This is a genomic window from Aquabacterium sp. A08, from assembly GCF_011742065.1.
This window is the reverse complement of the sequence record NZ_JAAQQT010000079.1, coordinates 1-356: the sequence shown is the minus strand read 5'-3', so window position 1 is coordinate 356 and position 356 is coordinate 1. Positions and strand designations below refer to the sequence as shown.

At 67.7% G+C, this 356-nt stretch carries 1 pseudogene; it reads right to left on the bottom strand.

The features are described from left to right. Positions 1-134 precede the first annotated feature (134 nt). Positions 135-356: pseudogene (locus HA630_RS00455) on the bottom strand (hypothetical protein); the annotation flags it as partial.

Sequence of the window (356 nt, the reverse complement as noted above, 5' to 3'; positions counted from 1 at the left end):
CGGGCGCCGACTTCATCCGCGACGAGCGGCTGCGGCAGTACCTCAGCACCCTGGCCCCCGACGACGAGATGGGCCACGTGGACCTGGTGCTGGGCCAACCCGCCCCCCACACTGGACCGCAGGGCTGACTGACCTCAGTTCAACGCGATCCTGGCCTGCAGGTCGATGTCGCGGTGCTCCGTGTGACACATGAAATCCAGCAGCGGGTGACCCTGCTCTGCCCACAAGGCCTGGGCGCCCGACACATTGAGCTGCATCACCCGGTGCGGCAGGTTGAACACGTGCGCCAGCGGCACGTAGCCCATGCCGGGGTACACGTCCTGGAACAGCAGCCGGTCGTACTGGCGGTCGATCGG